This window comes from Pseudomonas sp. LBUM1652 (assembly GCF_059716105.1).
Window position 1 is genome coordinate 4,244,877 of the sequence record NZ_CP166804.1, and the last position, 19,026, is coordinate 4,263,902.

The 19,026-nt window shown below is 56.6% G+C and carries 18 protein-coding genes; 10 read left to right on the plus strand and 8 right to left on the minus strand.

The features are described 5' to 3' along the window. Position 1: 1 nt before the first annotated feature. From ACA069_RS19070 to ACA069_RS19085, 4 genes are all read left to right on the plus strand, one after another. Positions 2–2,797: a toprim domain-containing protein gene (locus tag ACA069_RS19070; RefSeq protein WP_497614949.1), complete on the plus strand. Its 2,796-nt coding sequence runs from the start codon at positions 2–4 to the stop codon at positions 2,795–2,797. 16 nt (positions 2,798–2,813) lie between these two features. Then, positions 2,814–3,107 carry a hypothetical protein gene (locus tag ACA069_RS19075; RefSeq protein WP_497614951.1) on the plus strand — a complete coding sequence of 98 codons (294 nt, stop codon included), beginning with the start codon at positions 2,814–2,816 and terminating at the stop codon, positions 3,105–3,107. A 66-nt stretch (positions 3,108–3,173) separates the two neighbouring features. Next, on the plus strand, positions 3,174–3,470 hold the full coding sequence (locus ACA069_RS19080; RefSeq protein ID WP_497614953.1) for a hypothetical protein: 297 nt from the start codon (positions 3,174–3,176) through the stop codon (positions 3,468–3,470). Then, positions 3,467–3,742 (plus strand): pyocin activator PrtN family protein, encoded by a 276-nt coding sequence (locus ACA069_RS19085; RefSeq protein WP_065615903.1) that lies wholly within the window; start codon positions 3,467–3,469, stop codon positions 3,740–3,742. The genes ACA069_RS19080 and ACA069_RS19085 overlap by 4 nt, the downstream gene beginning before the upstream one ends. Before the next feature lies 1 nt (position 3,743). Here ACA069_RS19085 and ACA069_RS19090 read toward each other — a convergent pair whose 3' ends face one another. Further along, entirely contained in the window at positions 3,744–4,868 is a 1,125-nt protein-coding gene (locus ACA069_RS19090) for a site-specific integrase (protein WP_497618273.1), read from the minus strand. Positions 4,869–4,970: 102 nt separating this feature from the next. Between ACA069_RS19090 and dusA the strand changes: the two genes are divergently transcribed. Together dusA and ACA069_RS19100 are read left to right on the plus strand one after the other, a co-directional pair. Continuing rightward, entirely contained in the window at positions 4,971–5,981 is a 1,011-nt protein-coding gene (gene dusA, locus ACA069_RS19095) for a tRNA dihydrouridine(20/20a) synthase DusA (RefSeq protein WP_497614955.1), read from the plus strand. A gap of 171 nt (positions 5,982–6,152) precedes the next feature. Next, entirely contained in the window at positions 6,153–6,428 is a 276-nt protein-coding gene (locus ACA069_RS19100) for a DUF2388 domain-containing protein (RefSeq protein WP_497614957.1), read from the plus strand. Here the strand turns inward: ACA069_RS19100 and ACA069_RS19105 are convergent, their stop codons facing one another. Then, positions 6,429–7,262 (minus strand): undecaprenyl-diphosphate phosphatase, encoded by an 834-nt coding sequence (locus tag ACA069_RS19105; protein ID WP_187677564.1) that lies wholly within the window; start codon positions 7,260–7,262, stop codon positions 6,429–6,431. It lies immediately after the preceding gene. Between the two features lie 506 nt (positions 7,263–7,768). Here ACA069_RS19105 and ACA069_RS19110 point away from each other — a divergent pair. The 3 genes from ACA069_RS19110 to ACA069_RS19120 all read left to right on the plus strand — a co-directional run bounded on the left by ACA069_RS19110 (position 7,769) and on the right by ACA069_RS19120 (position 11,223). Further along, positions 7,769–8,509 (plus strand): winged helix-turn-helix domain-containing protein, encoded by a 741-nt coding sequence (locus ACA069_RS19110; protein ID WP_489880959.1) that lies wholly within the window; start codon positions 7,769–7,771, stop codon positions 8,507–8,509. A gap of 271 nt (positions 8,510–8,780) precedes the next feature. Beyond that, positions 8,781–9,440 carry a winged helix-turn-helix domain-containing protein gene (locus ACA069_RS19115; RefSeq protein ID WP_187677562.1) on the plus strand — a complete coding sequence of 220 codons (660 nt, stop codon included), beginning with the start codon at positions 8,781–8,783 and terminating at the stop codon, positions 9,438–9,440. Positions 9,441–9,828: 388 nt separating this feature from the next. Continuing rightward, the gene (locus ACA069_RS19120) at positions 9,829–11,223 is read left to right on the plus strand and encodes an undecaprenyl-phosphate glucose phosphotransferase (RefSeq protein WP_489880957.1); all 1,395 of its coding nucleotides are present in this window, start codon (positions 9,829–9,831) and stop codon (positions 11,221–11,223) included. 369 nt (positions 11,224–11,592) lie between these two features. Here the strand turns inward: ACA069_RS19120 and ACA069_RS19125 are convergent, their stop codons facing one another. From ACA069_RS19125 to galE, 6 genes are all read right to left on the minus strand, one after another. Continuing rightward, positions 11,593–13,671: a YjbH domain-containing protein gene (locus tag ACA069_RS19125; RefSeq protein WP_497614960.1), complete on the minus strand. Its 2,079-nt coding sequence runs from the start codon at positions 13,669–13,671 to the stop codon at positions 11,593–11,595. Beyond that, positions 13,668–14,429, minus strand: coding sequence for a capsule biosynthesis GfcC family protein (locus ACA069_RS19130; protein WP_497614962.1), 762 nt, complete (start codon positions 14,427–14,429; stop codon positions 13,668–13,670). Before ACA069_RS19130 ends, ACA069_RS19125 begins: the two co-directional genes overlap by 4 nt. Next, positions 14,426–15,091 carry a YjbF family lipoprotein gene (locus tag ACA069_RS19135; protein ID WP_497614964.1) on the minus strand — a complete coding sequence of 222 codons (666 nt, stop codon included), beginning with the start codon at positions 15,089–15,091 and terminating at the stop codon, positions 14,426–14,428. Before ACA069_RS19135 ends, ACA069_RS19130 begins: the two co-directional genes overlap by 4 nt. Before the next feature lie 11 nt (positions 15,092–15,102). After that, positions 15,103–16,218, minus strand: coding sequence for a polysaccharide biosynthesis/export family protein (locus tag ACA069_RS19140; protein ID WP_489880953.1), 1,116 nt, complete (start codon positions 16,216–16,218; stop codon positions 15,103–15,105). A gap of 88 nt (positions 16,219–16,306) precedes the next feature. Further along, on the minus strand, positions 16,307–16,543 hold the full coding sequence (locus ACA069_RS19145) for a hypothetical protein (protein ID WP_016775457.1): 237 nt from the start codon (positions 16,541–16,543) through the stop codon (positions 16,307–16,309). 231 nt (positions 16,544–16,774) lie between these two features. Next, on the minus strand, positions 16,775–17,791 hold the full coding sequence (gene galE, locus ACA069_RS19150; RefSeq protein WP_489880952.1) for a UDP-glucose 4-epimerase GalE: 1,017 nt from the start codon (positions 17,789–17,791) through the stop codon (positions 16,775–16,777). Between the two features lie 391 nt (positions 17,792–18,182). Between galE and galU the strand changes: the two genes are divergently transcribed. Next, a complete protein-coding gene (galU, locus tag ACA069_RS19155; RefSeq protein WP_187677555.1) occupies positions 18,183–19,016 on the plus strand; it encodes a UTP--glucose-1-phosphate uridylyltransferase GalU in 834 nt (277 codons plus the stop codon). Positions 19,017–19,026 lie beyond the last annotated feature (10 nt).

A 19,026-nucleotide genomic window follows, 5' to 3' on the forward strand; every position in this document is an offset into this window, starting at 1 on the left:
CATGAAAGAGCAATTGCGCAGCGACGTGATCGAGCGCCTGAAAACCGATTACGGGCTTAAGCAACGGGCAAACGCCGACTACATGCGTGGAGGTACTTGCCCCAAGTGCCGCCAGAAGACGCTGTACACCCGTATCGATGCTCCGTGGCTGGTGATCTGCGGCAGACCTGAGAAATGCGCTCACACGATGCATGTGAAGGAACTGTACGACGACCTGTTTGAAGACTGGAGCAAGCGCGCGCCGGCGACCGACCAACACCCCAACGCCACCGCTCGCGCCTATCTGGAGTTCGCCCGAGGCTTTCGCATCGAGCTGATCCAGGGTTGGTTCACTCAGGAAAGCTTCTACTCGCCTGAACACAATGCGGGCAGCGCCACGGTGCGCTTCGCGTTGGAGAAAGGCGGCTGGTGGGAACGCCTGATTGACCGTCCGCACCGTTTCGGAAAGATGAAAGCCCGGTTCAAATCGAAGGAAAGCTATCGCGGCGTTTGGTGGTGTCCGCCTTGTGTGGATCTGTTGGAAGCGAAAGAGATTTGGATTGTCGAGGGCATCTTTGACGCCATCGCCCTGGTGCACAACGACATCGTTGCCGTATCGGCCATGTCCTCGAATGCCTTCCCCGAAGAATCGCTGCGGGCGCTCGCCCGTGACCGTGGCGGGAAGCTACCCAAGCTGGTGTGGGCACTCGACAACGAACCGGGTGCCCACACCTACACCAAACGCTGGGCAAAACAGGCTCGAGCCTTGGGGTTCATTTGCGAGGCTGTACAGATCCCGCTGCGTGACGGCCGCAAGACTGATTGGAACGACCTGCATCAGCGTTGGAGTTTCATTGAAGACGAAAGCGAGCGTGCCGACCAGGTCGCAGCTGATCTGAAACAGGCGCGTCACCTCGGCGCCCTTCTGCTGGCCGACAGCGCCGCCGAAAAAGCGTTGCTGATGTACGACTGGAACAAGCGCGGTGAATTCCACCTGGGCTTCGGCAGCCGCCTGTACTGGTTCAAGTTGGACATGGAGAAATTCAACCGGGCGATGCAAGACATCGAGGACAGCGAGAACCACGACGACCAGTTGCTCAATCAGGCACAACAACGGGAGAAAGCGCTGCAACAGTCTGGCAGTGTCGTCGAGATCGCCAACTGCTATCCACAAGCTCTGTACTTCCAGCGTAACGAGGTTACGGACGAGTCCTGGTACTACCTGCGGGTCGACTTCCCGCACGACTCCGAAAGCGTGAAGAACACCTTCACCAGCGGGCAGCTTTCAGCCGCCAGCGAATTCAAAAAACGCCTGCTCGGAATGGCCGCTGGCGCCATGTACACCGGCAGCGGTCAACAACTGGACAAACTAATGAAAGACCAACTGTTCGGCATTAAAACCGTGTCGACGATCGACTACGTCGGCTACAGCAAAGAATACGGCTGCTACGTCTATGGCGATATCGCGATCAGGGATGGCGTCACCTACAAGGTCAACAGCGAGGACTATTTCGAGTTCGGCAAACTGCGTCTGAAGACGCTGCAAAAAGGCGTACCGATCAAACTGCAGCGCGACGGCAAGGACTTTAACGAAGACTGGCTGCCGTTGCTGTGGACGTGCTTCGGCGCGCAAGGTCTGGTGGCCCTGGTGTTCTTCTTTGGCTCGCTGTTCTGTGAGCAGATCCGTGGTCGGTATCAGTCATTTCCTTTTCTGGAAGCCACCGGGGAGGCCGGTGCCGGTAAGACCACCTTGCTCAACCTGTTGTGGAAACTGCTCGGCCGCGAAGGTTATGAAGGCTTTGACCCAATGAAGTCGACCAAAGCCGGCCGCTCGCGGCTGATGGGCCAGGTGTCGGGGATGCCCGTGGTGTTTCTGGAAGCCGACCGTCACGGCGATGATCGTTCGCACGCCAAGACCTTTGAGTGGGACGAACTAAAGGATTTCTACGGCGGCGGCACACTGGCCACAAAGGGGGTAAAGACCGCCGGCAACGAAACCTATGAACCGCCGTTTCGCGGCACAATCGCCATCAGCCAGAACGCCGCGGTGGTCGCCCATGAAGCGATCATGACGCGGATCGTCAAACTGCATTTCGTCCGTCCGGTCGTTACTCCGCAAAGCCGTGTGGCGGCAGACAAGCTGAACGCCCTGGACGGCGGCACGCTTAGCCACTTCCTGATTCGAGCCGTCGGCAAGGAGTCGGCCGTGCTCGAGCTTTTCGCCCAGCGCATGCCGGAACACGAAGCCAAACTGCGCCGCCTGCACACCCACTGTTTCGCCTGCGGCACCGAGTATCCCAACGAACAGGGCAACTGCAGCAGCTGCGGCTACGACCTGCGCGGGTACATCCGCGTCGAGCGGATCAGCAAGAACCACGCGCAACTGCTCTCGCTGCTCGATGCCCTACGCCTGATCCTGAAACTGGAAGAGCCACAGGTGTCCGCCACCCAACGACAGATCGTGCGCATGGCAATTGAACGCCAGGCCTCGATCAGCTCAGACCACCCGGCCGTTGCCGAATTTTGGGAGGTCTACGACTACCTGCAATCGCTCAGCGAAGACCCCGTGGTCGACCACAGCAGCGACCCGACTGTCATTGCGATCAACCTCAACGAATTCAGCGAACGCGCCGCCGAGCACAAACAGAAACTGGCGGACGTGGCCACGTTACGCGACCTGCTCAAAGAATCCCGCTCACACAAATTTCTTGAGGCCAACAAGGCAGTGCACAGCGCTGTACGTGCGGCGTTGAACGCCAAAACCCCACTGGCCCAAGGCCGTCCGACGACGGTCAAGTGCTGGATCTTCAAAGCGTAAAAAGGAGGCTACACCGATGCAAATCCAAGTGTTTATGGGCAATGCCGGCGACGGCGAAACATGCAAACTCCAATCGGTGCAAAACCGTTTGGACTTCACCGGGCAAAGCGAGCCGATCATTCAGGCGGGTGCTTACGGGGAGGAAGGTCTGCTGCAGATTCTGGAGGTTCGCGCCGCTGGTGGCCAACGCGAAATCCTGGTTGACGACTGTAGCCGGCAACAGATTTTGAGGGTTCTGGAATGGCAGTCCTCCACTGAAGAGGATCCAAATTACGCCGACCTAGTCATTCACCTGGCCCGGAAGGACTGACGGAAAAAAGAAGCGATGTCGAGGAGTTGCACCTCCCCGACATCAACCACCACCGAGGGCAACACGATGGAAGTAAAGCACCAAAGCGGCAGTGATTCGAAAGCTAACACACTCAACAACAGTGACTCCCACACTCGGCATCTGATGGCTATCAGAATCGTAGGTACAGCACTGTTTGATTATCGGGTACGTAAAACCGAAGTAGCGCGTATCCGTCTTGAATGCCTTACCACTTTCGCCAAGGAGTTGGGCGACATCGACGCGGCAGAGTTCGCTGTTGTCGCTCAACTACTGGCTGGCAACTCAACAGCCAACCTAATCCCAATTGATCGACCTCATTCACTCGAAGGAATCGCACTATGAAAACGTTGTTTGTACTGATGGCTCAATACAATGGCCAAGTGGTAATTCCGTTGGATCGAGTGTGCCAGGATTATTTCACGCACCTGACAACGGATATGTTTCAACGCAAAGTGGGTGCCGGGCAGATAAAGCTGCCGATTACTCGCATGGAGCCGAGCCAGAAAAGTGCGAAAGGTGTTCATATTGCAGATCTGTCGGCTTACCTGGACGAACAGCGCGCTGCAGCAGTCAAGGAAAGCCACCAACTGAATAGCGCACCGCGCAGCAGCTAACTCACTTTAACGTTTTGGCGCCCAGCTTTACGGGCGCCTGCAGGATGCGCTCGAACCACTCCCAAGATGCATAAACATCCCCTCGCCCGCGCAGGTGGGTATAACGGCGCATCGAGTTCCAATCTCGATGTCCCGACACACTCGCCACCCGCGGAATATCCCAGTCCATTTCGAAAAGCCGGCTGACGCCTTCATGGCGCAGATCGTGAAAGTGCAGATCTGCGATGCCCAGGATTTTGCAGGCCCTTGTCCAGGACGTGGACACGGATTCAGCGCTGTAAGGAAAAATCTCAGGCAACACTTTAGGCATTGTCTGAAGTATCGCCCATGCTTCTGGCGGCAAATGACACCAGACGTCGTTACCGATCTTCTGGCCTGGATTCTTCATGTCACGAACCAGCACCCGCTGGCCAGCTTCGTCCAAGTCATCCCATAGGATCCGAGTGATCTCTTCTTGCCTACGCGTGGAAAACAACGCGAAACCCGTCAGCTTAAGCATGTTGATAGAAGTTGGACGACGAGTCTGGATATCCCGGAAGTGTGTAAGCAGCTTGTCGAGTTCGTCTAGGGTGGGCCGGCGATCGCGTTCGCGGCTTTTCATGTTGTAACCGAGCTTTTTTAATACTCGGCGCGCGTCCACCATTGCATGCGGATCCACCTCATAACCCCAAGCGGGTCGAGCGATCGAGAGAACCGCGCCCAAGTGTGCGAGATCGTTGCCAGCGGTCTGAGGCTGAACGCCCCCACCCTCCTTGCCCATGCGCCATAACGCATACTCGACCAGGTGCTGGCTGCTTATATCTCTGTCGTTCAACTTTCCCAGGTAGCACTCGGTAATCGCCTTCAACGTACCGAGCTTCGTTTTCCCGAGAGGGCGCGCCTTGGTCATTTCAGCCAAGTAACGATCGATCATTTCCTTGATCGTCGCACCAGGTCGGTTCGCCCGCTCGATCGCACCTGGTTCGTCCAGCTCGGTTTCTCTTTTACGCACCCAAGCCTGTGCGGCCTGTTTTCGGGCGAAGGTCTGACTCTCTTGGTAAACTTGCACCCCATCGCGAAACAGGCGTATCTGTGCCGTGTAACTGGTGCTGCCGTCGGTGCGTTTCCGTGCTCTGATCGTGGCCATAGTCAACTGGTACAATTGGAAAAGTGATTGGTACATTGTACCAACCGACCTCAGAAAACGCCTATTTACCCCCTGAAATCGGCCTAGAACACGTAGAGCAAAATGGTACATAAATCAGCTATATACCCAACAAACACCGGCTCTACGCTGTCTAGAAGGTTCTCCGTTGCGCCCATGATGGATTGGACTGACCGCCATTGCCGTTTCTTCCTACGCCTCCTGTCGAAGAACGCCCTGCTCTACACCGAAATGGTCACCACCGGCGCGCTGCTCAATGGCGATCACGAGCGTTTCCTCCGTCACAACGAAGCTGAGCATCCGCTGGCTTTGCAGTTGGGCGGTAGCGTTCCGCTGGATCTGGCCGCCTGCGCCCGCATGGCGCAGGAGCACGGTTACGACGAGGTGAACCTGAATGTCGGCTGCCCGAGCGATCGTGTGCAGAACAACATGATCGGCGCGTGCCTGATGGGTCATCCGCAATTGGTGGCGGATTGTGTGAAGGCGATGCGGGATGCGGTGTCGATTCCGGTGACGGTGAAGCATCGGATCGGGATTAATGGGCGGGACAGTTACGAGCAGTTGTGTGATTTCGTCGGGACGGTGCGGGATGCCGGGTGTACGAGTTTTACGGTGCATGCGCGGATTGCGATTCTGGAGGGGTTGTCGCCGAAGGAGAATCGCGACATTCCGCCATTGCGCTATGACGTCGCGGCGCAGCTGAAAGCAGATTTTCCGGCGTTGGAGATTGTGCTGAACGGCGGGATCAAGACGATGGAGGCCTGCCATGAGCATTTGCAGACGTTCGACGGTGTGATGCTGGGGCGTGAGGCTTATCACAATCCGTATTTGCTGGCGGAGGTGGATCAGCAGTTGTTCGGCAGTTCGGCGCCGGTGATCAGCCGGGCCGAGGCGTTGGCGCAGTTGCGGCCTTATATTGCCGAGCATTTGCTGGCCGGTGGGTCGATGCATCACATCACGCGGCATGTGCTTGGCCTGGGCACCGGGTTTCCGGGGGCGCGTAAATTCCGCCAGTTGTTGTCGGTGGATATTCACAAGGCCAAGGACCCGCTGGCGTTGCTGGATCAGGCGGCGGAGTTGCTTGAAGGCCGTTGATTGATGATTTGAATGTACGGGCAGCGAATGAGCGCTGCCCCGAGTTTTGCTGTACTGACAGGATGTCTTGTGTTTATGCCCGCGTTTAATTTTTCCCGCTTCAAGCGTTACTCCCTCCTTGCCTTGTTTAGCGTTACCTCGAATGTCTACGCGCACTGCGATGGCTTTTGTATGGGGAGCACCGATACGCCGTGGGAGGCCACGCAATTCTCGGGTTTCTCAGTCTTGGTGCTGTTGCTGACGCCCTTCTCTGCGACCAACAACACGACCGAAAACTTCAAACGCGTCTACTCCGCCGAGGAGTTGGAAGACGCACGTCTTTACCTCGCCAGCGACGGCATGCTGCAAGCCGCGTATTTCACCTCGGCCTTGCAGCGTTTTCGTCGGGAATCCCCCGACAGCGAGTTAAACGACCTCGCCGTCGCCGCGTTGATCAGCAGTCAGTAATCAGCCTGCCGCCGCTGCCGTCCAGTTGACCCAGCCAAACTGCCACGTTGCCAGAATCAGCAAGCCAAACGCGATCCGATACCAGGCGAACGCGGCGTAGCTGTGGTTGGCGATGAACTTGAGCAGGCCGCGCACGGCGATCATGGCGAAGATGAACGCAGTGACAAAGCCGAGGGCGAAGACTGGCAGGTCGCTTTGTTCGAACAGGTCTCGGTATTTGTAGCCTGAGTACACGGCGGCGCCGACCATGGTCGGCATGGCGAGGAAGAACGAGAACTCGGTAGCGGCTTTGCGCGAGAGGCCGAACAGCAGGCCACCGATGATGGTCGAGCCGGAGCGCGAGGTGCCCGGAATCATCGCCAGGCATTGTACGAAACCGATCTTCAACGCGTCAGACCAGCGCATGTCGTCGACATGATCGACGCTCACTACGTGGCTGCGCTGTTCGGCCCACAACATGACGATGCCACCGACGACCAGAGCGACGGCAACGGTGATCGGGTTGAACAGGTATTCATGGATCGCATCAGCGAACAGCACGCCCAAAACCACGGCCGGAAGAAAGGCGATCAACAGGTTGAGGGTGAAGCGTTGTGCGTTGCGTTCGGTGGGCAGGCCTTTGACGATTTCGAAGATTTTCGGCCGGAACTCCCAGACCACGGCAAGAATGGCGCCGAGCTGAATAATGATGTTGAACGCCATGGCGCGTTCACCGCCGAATTCCAGCAAGTCGGCGACGATAATCTGGTGGCCCGTACTTGAGATGGGCAGGAACTCGGTCAGGCCTTCTACCGCGCCTAAAATCAACACCTGGAAAAAGGTCCAGAAATCCATTAATCCTCCGTCAGAGCGCTCATCGCGAGCGGCCCGTTAAACTGCACTCAGGAATTGAGTATCTGAAGTGAAACAATCGGTATATCGACACCCGTTGCCTGACTAGGCGACGCAGAATATGTCTTATCAAAAGACACACTCAAGCCATGTTAGTAATCGTCCGCCTACGAACTACTCGGGAAATATTTAGGCCTTTATATAGAAAAAAGTTGCGCGCCCAATAAAGTGTGATCAATATCACATTCTCTTGGATGGCCAGACAGTGGCCAAAGGACATAAACAAAGCTGTCGCATTGAGTTCAAAATAGTGGCACAATTCCATATTGCCACCATCTAATGACTAGTTCACACTCCCGAAAAAATCAACTAAAAGCCTGAAAAGCTTAATTATTGTTAGAAAACTCGGGAGCCACGTCTAAAAACTGGTCGAATGTTACCAATTGTCAGTCACAGATGAGAACCGGTGCTTTAACATCCCGATGTCAGCACCTAATTCGAGTCAATGCATGATGCTCTCAGGGAACTTGGCGACTAGAAGTCCGCGCCCGACAAACGACGAACCCGGTGTTCTTACTCTGGGCCGTACCCGTGGCGTGGCTGAACATTTTAGAGCGCTACTCGCCAAGCACGTCCGCAACGACATGGCGCTTGATGCCAATTCGTACACTAGCTCATATAAGCAGAATGAACTCTCTGGTTCATATCGAGCCATCTTCATTGTCATCGACAGCCCGCAAGCCCTTGAAGACAATCTTGCGCTGGTGGAGAACCTGCGCACCGATAACTTGAAGCCCATCATTTGTGCGGTCATCACTGGTCGCGGCGCCTTCAACAAGATCAAGTATTTTCTTGCCGGGGCGGACTTTTGTATCAAGCTCAATACCCTTTCCGACGAAGGTGCCGAGTTGCTTGCCGAGTTCTTCAACAGTGAAGAATGGCAAAGAGATATCAATCTGACGCTCGACCCTACTCGTATCTGTCTGATGAGCACCAGCAAGAAGCTGGATATCTCTTTCGCTGAAATGAAGATCCTGGAAGCGTTTGCGCAAACCGGCAACCACATCCTCAGCCATGATGAAATCGCCAACATCATGGGGCTCAATACCAATTTCTACGACCCAAGGGCGCTGGAGAAATCAATCAGCCGCTTGCGTGGAAAAATCAAGGACATGTATGGTACAAACGCGATTCAGAGTATCCGCGGCTATGGCTATCGCCTGATGCGCGGCCTGATATCGACTGCCTGACTCAAGGGCAGCCACTCTTTTGCATGCTTACGAAGGATCGTCTGATGCAGCCATATAGCTCTAGTTGTACTTCACGCCTACTAATAACAAAGCGATTGAATGAGCGCGCCAACATAACAATAAACTTAACAACATAGCAGCAGAACGAGTGGAACTTATCGAGGGCCATTTTCGGGCCCAGACCCTGCCTGTCGATTACTTCCGAGGAAGTCATTGCTCGCCTGCCGATTTACCTTTTAGCCAATTTTGGTACGCAGTTAAGGAGAGAGACATGGAAACTAGTACAACCCTCCCCAGAAAATATTTTGTCGTCGTGACTCACAGTACAACGTCGCAACGTGAGCTTGAGAGCATTCTGTCCAGCGAACGATTCAATTCGTTTGGTACGTCTCAGGCGCAAATGTTTATTGAAGGTGCTACTTCGCCCTCTTCCGCCCCCGTGCTGATGGAGTTCACTTACCCAGGCAGCACCCGTAAAAATGTCGCTCGCACAATTGAACATGACACCCAGCGCATATTGGCCACGCTTGAGTCTGAATGGCTGGCCGCTCAATCGGCGAATCCATTTCACAGTACTCCGGCAATAACCGCTGAAGCCGGCAACCCGCCTCCCGCTCTCGACAGTGCTGCTCCTTACACTGAGACCTGGCACCTCGACAATGATCAAGGCGCATTGATCAAAGAAGACGTAGAGATCAGTCTCACCGGGCTCGAAACTGCACTGGTCAGAAAAATGCTGCACCACGAAGAGCGCGTAGTCAGCCGCGATGAACTGATCCTCAGTATCGGCCGAGAGCCGGAGCAATATCGTGGGCTGGAGATGTGCCTGAGTCGCCTGCAAGACAAATTCAAAAGCGCCAGTAAGGGTGAGCGACTGTTCCGCGCTGTAAGAAACCGCGGCTACTGCCTCATTCAAGAAATCGTGGCTTAAAGACAGCGATATCTGCGAACACATCAAACAGAAAACAGTGCGACTACAAAAACAACAAGAGCACTCTGTTTGGCTTCACCTCCCTTGATGAATAAAATCCCTGCCTCCACCCCTCAAACAGTAACAAATACCCCTTCGATTATTCACCCCCTTCTCTGCGACCTTTTCTAACACCCTTATATTTAATTATTAAAAAGTTGGCATTGTGCCATCTTGTTAGAACTCGTCAGACACCATTCCCGGCAATAACTTAGTCTATTGACTGACGACAGTTCGGCATATCGGCGTTGTTACCTCAGGACACTCGTTAAAACAAAAATAATAACTCTGACTAACAACTCGGCTTTCAACTGTTGAAACCTGAATGGACGTCTTTTGGGGATATCGTATGGATCTTTCTCTCAGTATCAATCGAAGCACGGGCCTCAAGGGACTGACCTTTTGGGGCCAATGGGCGCTGGCACAGGGATTTATCGTTGCTCTGTTGTTTGTACTGGCCGAGCAGCACACCGGTACGGTCGCGTTCTACTACCGAATGTGCGCAACGCTGGCGGTACTGGCTTCGGTGCCGGCTTATACGTTCAGTGGTGTGTATCGCAAACGCGATAACTATCTGACGGGGTTGGGTCGCCTGTTCATGGGCTGGTCCATGACGATGGCGGCGCTGGCGTGCATCGCGTTTATCTGCAAGGCCGATGAGCTGTTTTCCCGACAGGTGATTCTCAGCTGGGCGGTGTATGGCTTCCTCGGACAGGCGCTGTTGTATGCACCGTTGCATGCGTTTTCGAAGTTCTATCAGCGTTCACGCAAAAGCGAGCACAAGACCCTGATCGTTGGTACGGGTGAGCTAGCGCTGGGTCTGGCGAAGAAGCTGAGCCAGATCGAGAACCTGCCACTGGTAGGTTTGATCAGTAACGGTACCGTGCCTGCGCTGGAGTCGGATGCCCCGCGCATCGTCGGTGCTCAGGAACAGTTGCTTGAGCTGATCAAGGCCCACGACATCCGCCGGTTGTACATCACCCTGCCGCTGTCGGAAGCGGCGAAAATCGAAGCGATGTATGTCGATTTGCTCGGTGCCAACGTCGATGTGGTCTGGGTGCCGGACTTGAACAGTCTGACGCTGCTCAATCACTCGGTTAAAGTCGTGGACGGCCTGCCGGCGATCTACCTGAATGAAAGCCCGCTGACCAGTCGCCCGACCGCTGCCCTGAGCAAAAGCCTGGTGGAGAAAGCCGTGGCGCTGCTGGCGATCATTATGTTGAGTCCGGTGTTGGCGATCATTGCCCTGGCGGTGAAGATCAACTCGCCAGGCCCGGTGTTCTTCAAGCAGGATCGCCACGGCTGGAACGGCAAGGTGATTCAGGTCTGGAAGTTCCGCTCGATGCGTGTGCACGATGACAAAGACGTCAAACAGGCCAGCCGCAACGACTCGCGCATCACCCCCGTTGGCCGCTTCATCCGCCGCACTTCGCTGGATGAGTTGCCGCAACTGTTCAACGTGCTGCAAGGGCACATGGCACTGGTTGGCCCACGTCCGCATGCTGTCGCGCACAACCATTTCTACTCGGGGAAAATCCTCGCTTACATGGCGCGTCACCGGATTAAACCGGGCATTACCGGGCTGGCTCAAATCAGCGGCTGCCGTGGTGAGACGGACACCCTCGACAAGATGCAGAAGCGTGTCGAGATTGACCTGCAGTACATCAACAGCTGGTCGCTGTGGCTGGACTTGAAGATCCTGGTGAAGACACCGTTTACGTTGCTGTCGAAGGATATTTACTGAGGTTCAGCATTACGCAAGGCAACACCGCAAGGGGACGAAAGTCCCCTTTTTTGTGCGCGGGATTTGGGGTGGGCCGGGATTTGGGGTGGGCCAGGGTTTGGGGTTTGACACATATCCCTGTGGGAGTGAGCTTGCTCGCGATAGCGGTGAGTCAGTCAATGATGATTTCGAATGTGCCGACGCTATCGCGAGCAGGCTCACTCCTACAGGGGATCGCGTGTTGGCCAGGATCCGGGGTTCGTCACATGACCCATGTAGGAGCTGCGGCACGCTGCGATCTTTTGATCTTCAAGGATCAGGATCAAAAAATCGCAGCGTGCCGCAGCGCCTACAGGGATAGCGTCGGCTTGAACGTTGATCGATCAGCCGTTACTCGGTGATCTTCTCGAAGTTGCGATAGAACATGTCGTCATCGCGGCTATCGGTCATCGAGTGCAGTTGGTAACCGCGATTGAGCCGCGCACCACCGTCACGGGTCAGTGGCGCCCACACCAGGTTGGCGCGGCGCATGGTCGACATGCTCATCATTTCGTCGAACGGGATCGACAGATAGAGACCTTTGTCGAAGCTACCTTCCCCGTACTCGGCACTGCTGGCTGTGGTGATGGTGGCCCAGGCGCCGAAGCGCACGCCGTTGGAGAACTCGCGGGAGATGTCCAGCGTGCCGCCCCAGTCACCGGCCAGATACCGGCCGACGCTAATGGCCGCGAGCGTGTCGTAAGGCAAATCCGTGTAGCCAGTGATGTGCCCGGTGACCACAGAGTAATCACGCAGACCAAAGCCCTGATCAAACTCACGCTGACGCACGTAGTTCAGATCCGCCCCCACCGACCAGCGCTCACCGGTCGGACGAAACAGCACCTCGCCCCCTACCCCGGCAAACATCGACTCCAGATAACCGCCATAAACCATGCCATACCAGTCTTTATCCAGTTGCTCGGTATGGCTGAGCTGGAACATCGGCATGGTCACCTCGGATTCGGTCAGGTACTGACGCAAATCCGTACGCACGCGCGGCAAGCCGCTGGGTGCATCGTAGGTGAACTTGTCGAAGTTGTTGATCAGGTTGGCGCTGAGCAAGCCGCTCCACCAGGTGTTGCGGTTGAAGCGATATTCGGCGTCCGCGTCGGCACTCAATTGATAGAGAAAGCCATCCGGGCCGCCGACGTTCTGTTTGAAGCCCAGGCCGACGCCATAACTGAAGTGCTGCGGCGCTTCGGTGTAGAGGGTTTTCTCGTTGTGCGGCATCGCCGGATTGATCTCGGTGGTGCGGTGCAGCGACAGCAGAGGTTCCTCGTTGTTGATCACTTCGCGGAAGGTCTGGCGCGGCACGCTGGTTTCTTCCAGCGGCAAGTCGTAGCGCTTGTTGACCATGGTGAACCAGTTAATGTCGTCGTTGACGCTGTTATCCAGAATCCGGCTCGCACGGCCGACAGCCTTGGACGAATGAAAGTAACGCTGCTGCTCGCCATACACGATCAGCTCGGAATCACGCTGGGTGATGCGCTCGACCTTGTAGCCGGCGTTCTGCTGCAAACGCTGAGAGACGTTGGCCCAGTCGACCTGCTCCATCGACGTGGTCGGCATCTTCGCCGGCAACGGTTCGGGGGTTGGGTCGTAGGTCTTGGCGGGTGCCTTGCGGGTGGCGAAATTGGTGTGGAACGTGATGCCGAACATCGCCGTATTGCCGCGCTCCCACGCGGCGCTGACATCGACGGAGTCCGCCACTTTGAACACCGCGCCGAAGTTGATCGGCGAGTCCTGGTTGATGATGTTGTCCTTCGGCTCGTGCTTGTAGTCGTTGCCTTCGTATTCGAGTTTCAGGCTGAGCCGATCCCAGGGCGTCTGGTAACTCACGCCACCGAAAAACGAAGGCTTGCCGCGAAAGTACGAACCCGAGTTGACGTCACCGGTGCCTTCGAGGGCGGGCCGGGTATCGAAGCGATCGCTGACATAGCCCAACGGGTTGTCGATGTCGCCGCGATTGCCCAGATAACCCCAGGCAATGCCGGCGCTGAAATCAAAATTGTCGAAGCGCTTGTTGGCGACAAAGAATTCACTGGAGAACAAACCCGTACCACCGATATCTCGGAAGCCCAGGGCTACATCGGGCAGCCAGTGGCTCTCCTGCCACAGCCGGACTTTGGCGTCGACCGCCTTATCCTTATAGCTTTGGCTGCCGCTGAGGGCCTCGGAGCCGTACGGCCGGTTGGTGATCGCGGTGTAACGAAAGGAACCTTCGAGCCAGTCCAGCGGCTGCAGCGACACGCTGTAGCGGCTGTAAGGCTCGGTGCGGTTGGCGTTGACGCTCAGTTCGCCGGCCGGCGCCATGCGTGCGGTCGGCGTCTGCAACAGGCCGGTGCCACCGAAGTCATTTTGAGTGATGCGCGGCTCGGCATACGCCAGACCACACGGCAATAACAACACAGCTGCAAAACGTAAATTCAACGAACCACCTCGGCCAGCTGCGTGGCAATCAATTCGGCCAACTGCTGATTCAGCTCAGGGACAGGCGGATCAAGATCATCATTTTTTACCGGCACCAGAATCTTGCTGCCGGCTACGGGGAAGTGCCCGCTCTCGCGATTCCAGTGTGCGATGCCGACGCGCCGGACCACGCCATTGGGCTGGATCAGCCACAGGTAATCGGCCTCGGCATCGTCCAGCGGCGTGCAGCCTTCAAGGTATTCACGCGCTTCAAGCAGCGGCTGATAAGGCAAGTGGCAGGTTTGGGCGACAGCACCGAGCACTTCGACCTCATCGACGCGCTTGGGGTAGATCAGGCGATCGCCATCGTCGAGACGAATGTTGCGCGCGAAACCGACTTCCACCGCGACCGGATCGAGATCGGCAACCTGCCGCCCCGTCACCTGCATCTGCCGAACTTGCTCGGTCAAACGCAGTGCCAGCGCTGCACGGCTCGGTTTGTCGAAGAGCAGCGCCATGCGCTGCAACACGTCCAGATCAAACAGCACGCCAGCCTTGAGCCGCGCCTGTTCTTCCAGCAATGACTGCCGCAACAAAACACCCGCCAGCCAATAACCTTCGGCATTCGGTACAGCCTCATTGATCACATCGAGCAGGCGCCCGCCCGCCGGCAGCTTGACCGGCCCGGGGTTGGCGACGTCACCGCTGACGGTGACTGCGGCCTGGCTGACGCTGGAGATCAACAGCAGGCATGCCGATAAAATCCTCAGGCGCTTCACGGGACATGCCTGCGCGCGGGCGTCAGTTGCACGATCTTCACGCGCAACTGCGACGTCAGCTGTTGCTCGCTCTGCACAATGAAACCGTCGACGGGATCGACCCAATATCGATTGGTCGCACTCAGGCCAATGGCCGGGGCGTCAATCTGCTCATCGACACGCAGCACGCGGTAGTCCTTGTTGAGAATGGTCAGGGTGTCCATGGACTTGCGGGAGAAGCGACTGTTGACGATCACCCCGACTTCCTGGCCCTTGTAGAGATCGATCCAGCGCCGAGTGGTGTAACCATCGGCGACTTGATGCAGGCCTTGCTTGAACGGTGAGTTATCCGCCAGACGCGTGCCGTCCAGATCACCTTCCAGGCCCAGACCGATACTGCGCACGGCAAGGCCATCACGCAGCAGCAACACTTGTTTGCCGGAGGCGACCCAGAATTGCAGGTCTTCACGCTCGCGCACCAGCGCCAACACCCCGGAGCCGGACGGCGTGGTCAGTTTGATTTGCGGATAGTTGACCTCGGCCACCTGGGCCGCGGTCACGTCCACCTCGTCCGGCCCGATCACCGCCGACTTGAGGTTGTTCAACGAAGCGCTCATCAGCGGGTTGCAGCCACACAACATCAGGGCCGCACTCAGGCAGACGCCAACTTTCAACGTGTTCACAGTCGGCGGCCTTATTTGCTGTTGTTACTGTATTCGCTCCAGTTCTTCGCAGCGGAAGCCCCGGTCCCGACAATCGACGCCGACGGCACCAATTGGCTGATGAAGCGGTTCCAGCGAGTCACGTTGGCAGGCCCGACGTAGACCACGTCCTGGGGACGGACTTCGAAGTGCGTGGCGAGCGCCATGGCGGTCGGCGATTCGGCGTTCAACTGGTAGATCTTCGCCGGCTCGACGTCGAGGTTTTCCACGCCACGGATGACGTACACCGCGTTGCCGTTGGAGGTGGTCTGGCTCAAGCCGCCGACCGAGCCGAGCACATCCGACAGGTTCATGGTGGCGGTCTTGAAGCTCAATGCGCGCGGCTGGTTGACCTCGCCCATGACGTAAATGCGCTTGTTGTCGTTGTACGGCAGATACAACTGGTCGCCCCCCTTGAGGTAGACACCCTGCAACTCGGAATCCTGCTGATTGAGCGAGTCGAGATTCAGCGGATAAACCCGGCCGTTGCGCGTCAGCGTCAGGCCCGACAAGTCAGCATTGTTGGTATCGATACCGGCGGAACCGAGGGCTTCGACCACGCTCAGCGGATTGGTCGAAATCGCTTGCGGGCCGCCCTTGGCCACCGCGCCGGTGACCACGACTTTCTGACTGGCGAAACGCAGCACCGCGACATCCACTTGCGGTTCGGCGATGAACGCCGACAGCCGTTGTTCGATGTCCGCGCGCAATTGCTGGATAGTCCGGCCGGCGGCCTGGACTTCCTTGATGAACGGGTAATACAGCGTGCCGTCGGAGCGCACCAGTCGGCCGTTGGCATCGATCTGTTGTTGCGCGCCGGACGGGGCTGTCAGCTCAGGGTGATCCCAGACCGTGATGTACAAGACATCGTTGTTACCGATGCGGTACTCGGCCGGGGTCGCCAACAGCTCCGCCGGCACTGGCTCACGCTTGTACGTGGCGCGGGTGGTGGAAATCAGCTTGGGGGTGATCGGGATCAGCTCGACCCGGCTGCTTTCACTGGCCCCTTGGCGGGTGATGTCACTGGTACTCAGGTATTGGCCCGGGGAAAACATGCAACCTTGTAAAGCGAAACTTGCCAACATCAAAAGAGAAAAACTACGAGTCATAATGGCACTACGCTATTCAAGGGCGAATCTAAAAAGAAGTCACCCGACTTGCGTCGGGCGACCCTGTACTGCACTAACAAAACTTCTGTTAGTTATGCGTGCCGGTTGTACCGGTGGTACCTGTGGTGCCGGTGGTACCGCCGTTGGCACTGCCACCGCTGTTGGACGCCGCTACTGCACTGGCAACCATTGCAGTACTGGCTGCAGGCGCTTGAGAAGCCGCCACACTGCCACCTACATTGGTCACCGCCGTCAGCGGTGCTTCAGCTGCGGCAGCCCAGTTGCTCAACATCGTCAACAGGGCAACTGCCATCACTTTTTTCATATCAACTCCTTTCTAACATTCAACCTGTTAAAAACCGATTGGTGTTAGAGGTGGTAGAGTTCAAGTCCGCGAAAAATGCGAACAAGATCCGTTGTTCTTTCACAGTCTTACCCAACTGATAAAAGTCGAACGGCAGGTTTATATCTACGGACTTGCAAAAGGCATTTCCAGCGTATTTTCCCGACGATATCTAACACCTGACCGAAACTAACATTTCGCATCAAAACGACATCAGCCGAGATAACCCTTGGGATGGTTCGATTGCCAGCGCCAAGTATCGGTGACCATGTCCTGCAAACTACGCGTGGCTTTCCAGCCCAACTCTTGCTCTGCTTTGGAAGCGTCAGCCCAACTCTCGGCGATATCCCCCGAACGACGCGGCATCATCCGATATGGCACCGGTTGCCCGCAGGCTTGCTCGAAGGCGCGCAGTACTTGCAATACGCTGTAGCCATCGCCGGTACCGAGGTTCCAGGTGTGAATGCCGGTGCGGTCAGTGATCGACTGCAAAGCCTTGAGGTGGCCGTCCGCCAGATCCACAACGTGGATGTAGTCACGCACGCCGGTGCCGTCGACGGTCGGGTAATCGTTGCCGAAGATCGACAGTTCTTGCAGGCTGCCCACCGCGACCTGGCTGATATAAGGCACCAGATTATTGGGGATGCCGTTCGGGTCTTCGCCCATCTGACCGCTGTGATGCGCGCCGATCGGGTTGAAGTACCGCAGCAAGGCGATGCTCCAGCGCGGCTCCGACTGGCTCAGGTCGCGCAGGACGTTTTCGACAATCAGTTTGGATTGGCCGTAGGGATTGGTCGGATTACCGGTCGGGAAATCCTCGCGGATCGGCATTTGCTCAGGCTCGCCATACACCGTCGCCGAGGAGCTAAACACCAGTCGGAACACCCCCGCCGCCGCCATCGCCTGACACAGCGTGATGCTGCCGCTGACGTTGGTTTCGTAGTACGCCAGCGGCTTGCGCACACTCTCGCCGACGGCTTTGAGCCCGGCGAAATGCAGCACCGCTCCAATGGCATGCTCCTGGAAAATCCGGTCGAGCAGCGCCCGGTCGCAGACATCACCGCGAATCATCAGCGCACTCTTGCCACAGATGGCTTCCACCGCATGCAATGCCGCGTCGCTGCTGTTACAGAGATTATCCAGCACGACAACTTCATAACCTGCTTCAAGCAAAGCAAGTGTGGTGTGCGAGCCGATATAGCCGGCGCCACCGGTTACCAGAATCTTCATAGCGCGGGTCCGTAATTGGATAAGTGCCAAGTAGCGTGTCAAGCCTCTTGTTGTGGAGATGTGTCGCAATCCACACAAACAAGGCGACAACAACCGAAAACAAAACTAGTTCAATGACTGGCAATATTTATTTTTGCAGGTCACACTGTATTGCCCGGTACTTATTAGCACTGCAAGTGCACTCATCACTATCAACAGATACCGACTAAAAATAACTAATAACGCTCTAACCGACATCGCATAACATTGTCGTGTTTTAGCGCCTCCGCTATTTGCCATTAACAACCTGACTCAGGTATTAAAGCATTCGTTCAATAACTATTGAAACTTGCACTCCTTCGTTAGTGCACGCACCCGTTGGCTGTGTTCCATGACTGTCCAGGATACTTTTATGATTCGTAAATGTTTGTTCCCCGCTGCCGGCTACGGCACGCGTTTCTTGCCGGCCACCAAAGCAATGCCGAAAGAGATGCTGCCGATCGTCAACAAACCGTTGATCGAGTACGCCGTTGAAGAAGCTCGGGACGCCGGCCTGCAACACATGGCAATCGTCACTGGCCGGGGCAAGCGTGCGCTGGAAGACCACTTCGACATCAGCTATGAACTGGAACACCAGATTCGCGGCACCGAGAAAGAGAAGTTTCTCGCCGGCACCCGTGAGCTGATCGACACCTGCACGTTCTCCTACACCCGTCAGGTAGAAATGAAAGGCCTGGGCCACGCCATTCTCAGCGGTCGCCCATTGATCGGCGACGAACCCTTCGCCGTAGTACTGGCCGACGACCTGTGCCTGAACCTGGAAGGCGACGGTGTCCTCGCGCAGATGATCCAGCTGTACAAGAAATTCCGCTGCTCGATCGTCGCCATCCAGGAAGTCCCGGCTGATCAAACGCACAAGTACGGTGTGATCGCTGGCGAGCTGATTTCCGACGGCATCTACCGGGTCAACAACATGGTGGAAAAACCGGCGCCACAGGACGCCCCGTCGAACCTGGCGATCATCGGCCGCTACATCCTGACCCCGGACATTTTCGATCTGATCGCCGATACCCAGCCGGGCAAGGGCGGCGAAATCCAGATCACCGATGCGCTGATGAAACAGGCGCAGAACGGTTGCGTGCTGGCCTACAAGTTCAAGGGCCTGCGCTTCGACTGCGGCGATGCCGAGGGTTATCTGCAAGCGACCAACTTCTGCTACGAAAACGTGTACCTCAAGGGCCGCTGAGACGGCTCCG